This window comes from Vibrio sp. CCUG 15886 (assembly GCF_028570825.1).
In the GTDB taxonomy this organism is placed as follows: domain Bacteria; phylum Pseudomonadota; class Gammaproteobacteria; order Enterobacterales; family Vibrionaceae; genus Vibrio; species Vibrio vulnificus_B.
Genome location: NZ_JAQQBT010000030.1, coordinates 1 through 8212 on the forward strand (window position 1 = coordinate 1; position 8212 = coordinate 8212).

The window sequence follows — 8212 nt, forward strand, 5'->3', positions numbered from 1 at the left end:
CTTAAAGGGACTTCCATTTCCACCAACCCTTTGACTTCAGATGTTCTAACAAAGCCTTTGGACTCATACAGATTGATCGCTGGGTTTTCACTAAACACACGTAGAACTAGCTTAGTGGATTGACGACTGAGTGCATGCCCTACAACTAGATCAAGGCACTTAGTCCCAACTCCTTTACCTTGAAACTCCGGTAAAAGTTGAAAGTCTCTCAGAAAGGTCGCTTCGTCACTATAGCTAAAACGAAGAACACCTACACGAGTTTGGTCTAGGTGGATCTCGTAGTTTTCTAGTTCTTCCCAACTGTTTAGAAACTGATTGTGATCCCAGATAATCCCACGACTTAGATAGTAACTTGCCATGTTTGTCTTGGTTAAAGACTCAGCGAATAAGGGATCACTACCGATTTTAAGCTGTACTTCCATGCCTTTCCCTCTGGCTACACATAACGCCCAATTAAGGGGTGAACAACGCTGCCACCCAAACGTAAAGCATTGTGCCATAAACACTAAATTTGAAGTAGAAGCAAAAGTGCCAAGCGTTGTGAATCCCTCTTAAATTGCTTGTTAGGCATCTTTCGCTGATTGGTACTCTGAGAACTGCATCGCCATTTCTTTTTGTATCCAAGCCTCGTCTACACCAAACTGTTGCCATACAATTGAACTTAATTTCTCGATTGCACGGTCTGCGATTTGAAACATTGTTATGAGACATTGAAGTTGTGAGATCATTTGATCACGCCCATCAAAGTCTGTCATATGAATTGCATAATCATAGAAGAAATCATGAGCCAACCAGTTTCTTTTTTGTAGGGTTTCATCAAGGTGGACTAGCAAAGTATCTGGTAGATCAACTCGATTTTTTATTTGACCTAAGAGGCGACCAAATGTATTCGAGTTAAGTCTATCGTATAACTCTAACCACTGTTCTTGAGTAAGCGCTGATTCATCAACTAACTTGTAACCCATAGCAAAGTTAACAAGTGCCTTTTCCGCACACTGGGCATTAAATGAAGCTAGCCCATAAAAAGCGAACACTTCTTTTTCATCTCCGGACTCTAACTCTGGAACTGGTTTTAGCTCACCAATATCTATATTCCCAAACTTCAATTATTACTCCTTGATGCCTAACGCCGCGTTAAGGGGTGAATGCCGCACAAACCAACTTTCCGCAGACCACTTTCACCACCAAAACTCACTGCATACCAAAAATGCCACGCGGCATGAATCCCTCTTAAACGCCTTGTTAGCTAAGTTTTATCACCATTGTGTTCGCCAATTTATCACCTAGCCGCTGTCTCTTTTTACCAAGTATAAATAGCGAGTCAATTGGCCCTAACAATGCACCTAATGCATTTCTGAAGATAGATTGAATGACGTTACAGTCTTGGCCAGTTCTAGCACTTTTTACTGATAAGCCGACTAGCCGCTTACCCACACTCTGGCCATTAGGCAAACAGTCACAAAATAGGAAATACGCAACGCTGAGTGAGACCGAACCTATTCGAGCCGCCTCGACATCAACATCCATTTGAGTCAAAAGCCAAAGCGACAAAACAAAGATGAAACCTGTTATCACTAAATCTAGCCAATCGCCAACACACCTACGACCAGGACTTGCCAACAAGTGGTCGCATTGGACAAAAAATCCATCTCTCGAACTCAATTCCCTTTGCCTCTTTCAGATGTAATTTCGATAACTTAGCTAACGCCCAATTAAGGTGTGAAGCACGCGACCACATAACTTAACTGAAACCCTGTAATCACTAAACTAAACTCAAACCAAAAATGCCAAGCGTGCTGAATCACTCTTAAATTGTTTGTTATGCTTTAGTGTATTTTCGCGCATATTTCCTAACACATTGATCTAGTTCTTTTTGAGTCAGATCGATTTTATCCATGACGGCATCCATTTTTTCACGTTGCTCATGTGCTGCCCTCAGTCCGACACTAACCGTATCACCTACAACCAATGATCCACCGAGAGTCATGCAAAACTCTTTGTAAGCAGCGCTACATTCTTTTAGCGGTTCGATAAATTCAGGAAAGTAAATCAAGCTTAATTTGTAAGCTCTTTGTAACGGGAGATTTAGAAGGCTTCGACGAAACTCCTCGTCACAAACTATATTTACTACTTTTGTTCTGTGGATTACTGATTCGTTTAAGCAGTCTACAAACTCTTCATATTTATCCCTGACTAAGGTTCGATTAGCATTTCTAGCAATCAAAATCTCTTTAAGGACTGTAAATAACTGAGTTATAAGCCCCCCCCCAACTGCGGAGCCAGCTGCTACAACTGCTAATAAAAATTTCTCATCCATAATTTTCTCCAAAAGCATAACCCCGCATTAAGGTGTGAGCAACGCTACCACCAAACCCAACCATACCACCGTAAACACAAAACCCAACGATGGAATGAAAAATGCCAAGCGTTGGGAATCACTCTTAAATGCTTGTTAGCTGAATTTTTCAAACGGTTTTAGAAGACCATTTCGTTCATTTAGTAAAGCATGACGCTCTTCTTCTGAAACAAGATTCCAAATAAGCGATATTTCTATGAACCTAGTATGAGCTTCTCTAAAAAGCTCAGACTCAAAACAACTTTCAATCCAATGTAGTTCCTCACCACTGATGCTGTGAAATACTTCCACAGGTAAATAATCGCAGTGTTCAGGGTCAGCAAAGCCTGATGTTTGTTCTATTCCAAATGGACCAATATTATTGCCGAAAAGCCACGGTAAAAGGTACACATTAGATAACATCGCTGCTGCTAATTCATACGTTGCCTTTTCTGTTTTACCTAAACGATGAGACAAAATTGAACGACATAACATCTGGATTGGTTCGCCAATATCATCTGGAAATTGAGAGTCATACCATTCCATGTACTCTTCTGCTTTCTTCAAGTCATTAAGCACAAGCAGCAACGGAAATATTAAGTACCTTTTCCCGTAACCATCCGAGATAGCACCATACTCTCTAAGCTCACGATTAAGCCCTGATTTGTAACTTGAAATCTTAGCTCGAATTTTCTTTTCTGTATCTGGAACTGTAAACATACTCAAATCTCGTTCTATTCAGCTAACGCCCAATTAAGGGGTGAACAACGCCTCCACCCTAACCTAAAGTATTGTGCCATAGACACTAAATTTGAAGTAGAAGCAAAAATGCCAAGCGTTGTGAATCCCTCTTAAATTGCTTGTTAGCTGCACATAAACACCACATATAGTGCCAAATAAAACCAAAAAACCCAACATATTGATTATCAGATCACAAAAACCAATGAAACAACGCGAAATATCCATAATTTCAATATGGGATTATTGCATGTTTATATACACAGGCATAGCATTGCATACGAATTAATCAACACCGGAGAATAGCCTATGCCTCAACTTGGAGTTTCAGAGTTTTCAATGATCGTCGTAACGACAGGAAAACCGAAACTAACAAAGATCAGAAACATTGCCAACAGAGCACCTTACGCATTTTATAAAGACTATTACTTATCTTTAAGAACCGCGATAAAAAGCTTGTTTACACAGAAGCGACATATATCGTACCTATACGAGATATGTAGAAAGCAAAAAGATGCTAGCAAGAAAATAAACTATGAAAAAGTTGCGAATAACTTTAAAGACTGGCAATCAGGAAAAAATATCACAGCATTTCAACCGCCTAAAGACAACTACAATTATTCGCGAACTAGCATTACATGCAACCCAGAGTTAAATGTTGTATTACACGGTCAACCGAGATTAGTTAAGCTCCATTTTAACGCATCACAAAAAATGACGCAGGAACGAGCAAACATCATCTGCGCCTTAATTGAAGAGGCAATTGGCGATCATGAGTTTGAATATTCAGTTCTGGATCTAACTACGGGTAAAGAGTTTTTCTTCAATAGCAACTACGAAAAAACATTTGATCGTATCCACACAGAAATTACAAACCTAGAAAACAACTGGGATAGCTAACATAGTCTAGCCTGTCAGACACGGATGTCTGGTTGTGCTGCTAACGCCCTGTTAAGGTGTGAGCAACGCAATTACCGAAGTCCCCGCATACCACCTTAAACACTAAAATAAACGCATAGTAAAAATGCCACGCGTTGCGAATCACTCTTAAACAGTTTGTTAGCTTACTAACCATCAGCATCAGCTAAACTTGCTGACACAGGTTTTTAAGCCAATGGCATACCCACAAGTTTTAAATGGAAATAAAACACCAGTCACTGTCAGTATGCATAAATACGAATATATTATTTTGCGAGAGATTTGCTCTTATACTTTTGAGGAATACAACTATGGCTCTTAAACCTGGTCCAAAACCAATCGCAAAATCAACAGGGAAGCCTGACCAGCGCAGACGTGACAACAAAAAGACTCCTGGTAACACTCCGGGGCTAAAACCTAGCAAGTCATCGAATAAATAACTTGTGTTACCAAAGTGAGCTACTACCTCGGTAGCTTACTTATTTAAAGAAATTTTGTCATTGCTCCAGTAAGCTAACGCCGCATTAAGTGGTGAGCAACGCAGACCACTGAACCTAAACCATTGTGCCGTAAACACTTAAGCCGAATCAAACCGAAAATGCGAAGCGTTGGGAATCCGCCTTAAATGCCTTGTTATGCGCCTTTAAACACGTACTTTCTATGGTATTCGAGATACTCTCTATTTTTACCTTGAAGCTCTATCCGCATAGTATTACTAACACCTGCAAGCTTATGCTCTTGAAAAAGTGAGGAAATCATAATCACCCCTTCACTGTCAAAACTGATGAGACCTGCATCAAATGCCTTGTCTAAAGTAGCTATAAGCAATAAACCATTTGATGGGTCTAATCGCTCTTTGTCCGAGCAGTGAGACCACGGTTTAATATGACTAGCAATAAGCAGCTTAGATTCATTGCAACCAGTGACAGCACAACAGCCCCAGATTTCGATAAGCTTTTGCCTAAACTTACCTTGACCAAGACGAGATTGAACTAAGCTAGATTTTTCCGTTGGTGTAGTTGATGAATCGAGGATTATAGCTTCAAGTTCTGCTTCGACGGTTGGGTTATGTGAGTCCACATACATAAGAAATAAATCTAATGCACGACTATACATTGAATTACCAGTTGAATTTAGGTCTGCAAACTCATCTAGCTCTTTCAGGTTCATCGATACAACTTTAGGGCAAGTTGACTCAAATAAACCGACTTTAGACAACCCATGCTCTATCGCCATGCTAGATAGTCGCCCAGTTATAGCGCCTGAATATTTAATCGCTGATGCCTTACCTGCTCGAGTATTTTTAACAATCCAATCTTCAAATTCCATCTAGCACCTATTATGAATGTTCGACTCTCGGGGCGCATAACGCCGCGTTAAGTGGTGAACAACGCCAACCACCAAACCTAAACTATTGTGCCTTAAACACTAAAGCTAACTTGAGCTGAAATCGCCAAGCGTTGTGAATCCGTCTTAAACGCCTTGTTAGCTATATTTTTCAATAATTAAAAAAGACTCAGACATTAGTTTTGCACGAAAATTATATTCAACTTTAGCCAGCAAAGGATCGAGCTCAAGAACTTTATCAAAATGCCATAATAGCCGCTCTGTAGATATTGGTACTTCTGCTGGCAAAGCACTTCTAAATTCTGTGTATATAGGATACCTTTCTACCCAATCATCGCCCAAATCATAAAGGCAACGTAAAACATGATTAGCTGCTAACGTGATTCCTTGCTGGCCTGTAACCAAACTTCTTGCAGCAGAAACTAGACGTTTTAACCTCGCCGTTTTTTGTTCTGGAGTCATTATAAATCCTTTGCACTCTCGTTATATAGCTAACGCCGCGTTAAGGGGGGCAGGCACGCACTACAATAGCTACCGCACAGCGACTTAATCACTGAACCCAACGCAAACCGAAAATGCCACGCGTGCCAAATCCCTCTTAAACGCTTTGTTATGTTTGTAATCAAAGCGTGCAACTTACATTTTTAGAGTAAGAATGAGCACTTTTGACATCGTTCGACATTATATAGTACTCCATGTGCCTTTTTAGCCATGTACCATCGGGGCCATTATCTTCTGTTGGTTCCGAAACTAAATAATCATACGGGCAAAGCTCTTTAATTTTTTCCTCGAAAACACTATCGATTTCACCATTTGAACTTGTTAGCTTTTTTTCACTAATAGCTATCAAGGTGTAATTGTTATCATCAGCTTCATAACTGAGAACTTCTATTGGTGCTGCCTGACCAGCAGCACACCCAGTCAAAAATACTAAACTCATAAAAACTGAATGTTTCATTTTTATCCTTAAAACATAACGCCGCATTAAGGGGTGAACAACGCAAACCACCCTACCTAAGCCATTGTGCCGTAAACACTTAAGCTAATTCAAACCAAAACTGCCAAGCGTTGTGAATCCCTCTTGAATGCTTTGTTAGTTGCCAAACCTAAAGCTTTGATTTGATGTTAATTGCTGCTTTGCCAACGCTAGCTTGATGTGCTTTGAAAAGATCAGTTCAGGCGCAGTTTCAAAGCGCCTGTCACTGAAACCACTTGGAACATGCAACTCCGTAGAAAGCGGACTAACAACACCAAAAAAATCTTTTGAGAAAACAATATTACAAAGCTGACTTTCAACAAACAAATCGGTTTCTGAAACAGAAAATCCAACGACAAAAGAAACCTGAGAACAATTTTCACAAACCCGAACGATTCAAAATTGAAGTACGAAAACCCAACCAAAAACACACTGACTTTAACTCTAAACATTCTGCTTTAGCTGCGTTTTCCTCGTTGGCAACTAACGCCCAATTAAGGGGTGAACAACGCCTCCACCCAAACCTAAAGCATTGTGCCATAAACACTAAAACTGAAGTAGAAGCAAAAGTGCCAAGCGTTGTGAATCCCTCTTAAATTGCTTGTTAGCTTTGGCACAAATGAGGGCTGAGATTTATTGAGTCTATTGGAGGCATGCTATCAACTTGATGATATCCCCAGAAGGTTAGTAGTAATGCCATAACCGGACCCAAAATACAGATACCTGACTTGAAGTACGCTGCAGTACCTCTTTTAACTGCTGTCAGTTTATACACCTTCATTGATTTTGGAGGAAAACGCCCTTCCTTCAAACCCTTTATCCCGATCGGAAGCATAAACGCAAGCACGACAAAAAGAGAAAATGGCAAACCAACAAACACTAAATGCCACACATAATCGGCACCATTTAACCCCAGAAATTCATAGCAGTGCGGTCGCTCGACAAAATCTGTCACTAAAGGAAGAAACAAAAACTTATGAAATGCAATTACTGCCAAACCCAATAGGGTGAATACTGAAAATCGAACTACTTTCTCTTTTTTTGTATACTCGTCAGCATATTCCATATGCAAATTTCCCTTGAAAAGCTAACGCCGCGTTAAGTGGTGAACAACGCGACCACCTAACCTAAACCATTGTGCCGTAAACACAAAAGCTGAATCAAACCGAAAATGCCGAGCGTTGCGAATCTGTCTTAAACGCTTTGTTATGCTTTTCTCAACATTTCTAATAATTTAGCTTCTTTATCGGGGATAATTTCAGCGTCAATTTTGTTATGAACCAGTTCAATACAAGCTTTAAATTGGTTCAATTCAAGCTCATTATGGTTGATGAACTGATTTTCGATGAAGTCACTGTAAACACTTTCAGCGTTTCCATGTTCGTCAAAGTTTACCCAGACTCGATCTGTCCCCAATAAATCTAGCTCATTGTGGGCTAAGTACTTATCACGTAAGTTTATAATTTCCTTGTGGCTGCGTTCAAAGGAAGAACCCTTTGTAAAAAATACTTTCGTATCTAATTTAGGCTTCCCAGAGGTAGCTTTAAACCAGCGCGAATACAGAGTAACTGCATGCATTAACGCACTTCGCTCGATATACATTGTGTCACTGACGTCTTTTAGAGATACGGAGCCATTATTTATGGATTCTTTGAGTGATATGTTTCTCTCTACAATCGAATGAGCACACCTCAGATCACGACGAATAGTCATGTAGCTTTTATAAGCCTTGCCAGAGTTAATTACAGATTTATTAGATTTGTACTTCTCTATCTCGAAAAGCTCTTTCATTTACGATTATCTCCCAGAGATCGAACTGAAGCATAACGCTGCGTTAAGGGGTGAATGCCGTATAAACCAACTTTCCGCAGACCACTTTCACCACCAAAACTCGCCGC

At 40.1% G+C, this 8212-nt stretch carries 11 protein-coding genes; 1 reads left to right on the forward strand and 10 read right to left on the reverse strand.

The window, feature by feature from the left end; genetic code table 11:
• The 5 genes from PQQ36_RS21970 to PQQ36_RS22000 form a co-directional block, all read right to left on the reverse strand.
• On the reverse strand, positions 1 to 422 hold a 422-nt coding region (locus PQQ36_RS21970; protein WP_273662639.1), incomplete at its 3' end, for a GNAT family N-acetyltransferase.
• 141 nt (positions 423 to 563) lie between these two features.
• Complete coding sequence (locus tag PQQ36_RS21975; protein WP_225465874.1) at positions 564 to 1106, reverse strand: hypothetical protein; 543 nt, start codon at positions 1104 to 1106, stop codon at positions 564 to 566.
• Positions 1107 to 1242: 136 nt separating this feature from the next.
• Positions 1243 to 1662 carry an RDD family protein gene (locus PQQ36_RS21985; RefSeq protein WP_054389419.1) on the reverse strand — a complete coding sequence of 140 codons (420 nt, stop codon included), beginning with the start codon at positions 1660 to 1662 and terminating at the stop codon, positions 1243 to 1245.
• 157 nt (positions 1663 to 1819) lie between these two features.
• Positions 1820 to 2317, reverse strand: coding sequence for a hypothetical protein (locus PQQ36_RS21995; protein ID WP_273662640.1), 498 nt, complete (start codon positions 2315 to 2317; stop codon positions 1820 to 1822).
• A gap of 135 nt (positions 2318 to 2452) precedes the next feature.
• A complete protein-coding gene (locus PQQ36_RS22000) occupies positions 2453 to 3055 on the reverse strand; it encodes a hypothetical protein (RefSeq protein ID WP_225488747.1) in 603 nt (200 codons plus the stop codon).
• 327 nt (positions 3056 to 3382) lie between these two features.
• Between PQQ36_RS22000 and PQQ36_RS22005 the strand changes: the two genes are divergently transcribed.
• Positions 3383 to 3973 (forward strand): hypothetical protein, encoded by a 591-nt coding sequence (locus tag PQQ36_RS22005; protein WP_025793317.1) that lies wholly within the window; start codon positions 3383 to 3385, stop codon positions 3971 to 3973.
• A 651-nt stretch (positions 3974 to 4624) separates the two neighbouring features.
• Here the strand turns inward: PQQ36_RS22005 and PQQ36_RS22015 are convergent.
• The 5 genes from PQQ36_RS22015 to PQQ36_RS22035 form a co-directional block, all read right to left on the reverse strand.
• Complete coding sequence (locus PQQ36_RS22015; RefSeq protein ID WP_273662645.1) at positions 4625 to 5320, reverse strand: HNH endonuclease; 696 nt, start codon at positions 5318 to 5320, stop codon at positions 4625 to 4627.
• A gap of 156 nt (positions 5321 to 5476) precedes the next feature.
• Positions 5477 to 5800 carry a hypothetical protein gene (locus PQQ36_RS22020; protein WP_038969902.1) on the reverse strand — a complete coding sequence of 108 codons (324 nt, stop codon included), beginning with the start codon at positions 5798 to 5800 and terminating at the stop codon, positions 5477 to 5479.
• Positions 5801 to 5960: 160 nt separating this feature from the next.
• Positions 5961 to 6296, reverse strand: coding sequence for a hypothetical protein (locus tag PQQ36_RS22025; RefSeq protein WP_103276807.1), 336 nt, complete (start codon positions 6294 to 6296; stop codon positions 5961 to 5963).
• Between the two features lie 622 nt (positions 6297 to 6918).
• Positions 6919 to 7380 (reverse strand): hypothetical protein, encoded by a 462-nt coding sequence (locus tag PQQ36_RS22030; RefSeq protein WP_060531641.1) that lies wholly within the window; start codon positions 7378 to 7380, stop codon positions 6919 to 6921.
• Between the two features lie 140 nt (positions 7381 to 7520).
• Positions 7521 to 8105: a hypothetical protein gene (locus PQQ36_RS22035; protein ID WP_108679348.1), complete on the reverse strand. Its 585-nt coding sequence runs from the start codon at positions 8103 to 8105 to the stop codon at positions 7521 to 7523.
• Between the last annotated feature and the right edge of the window lie 107 nt (positions 8106 to 8212).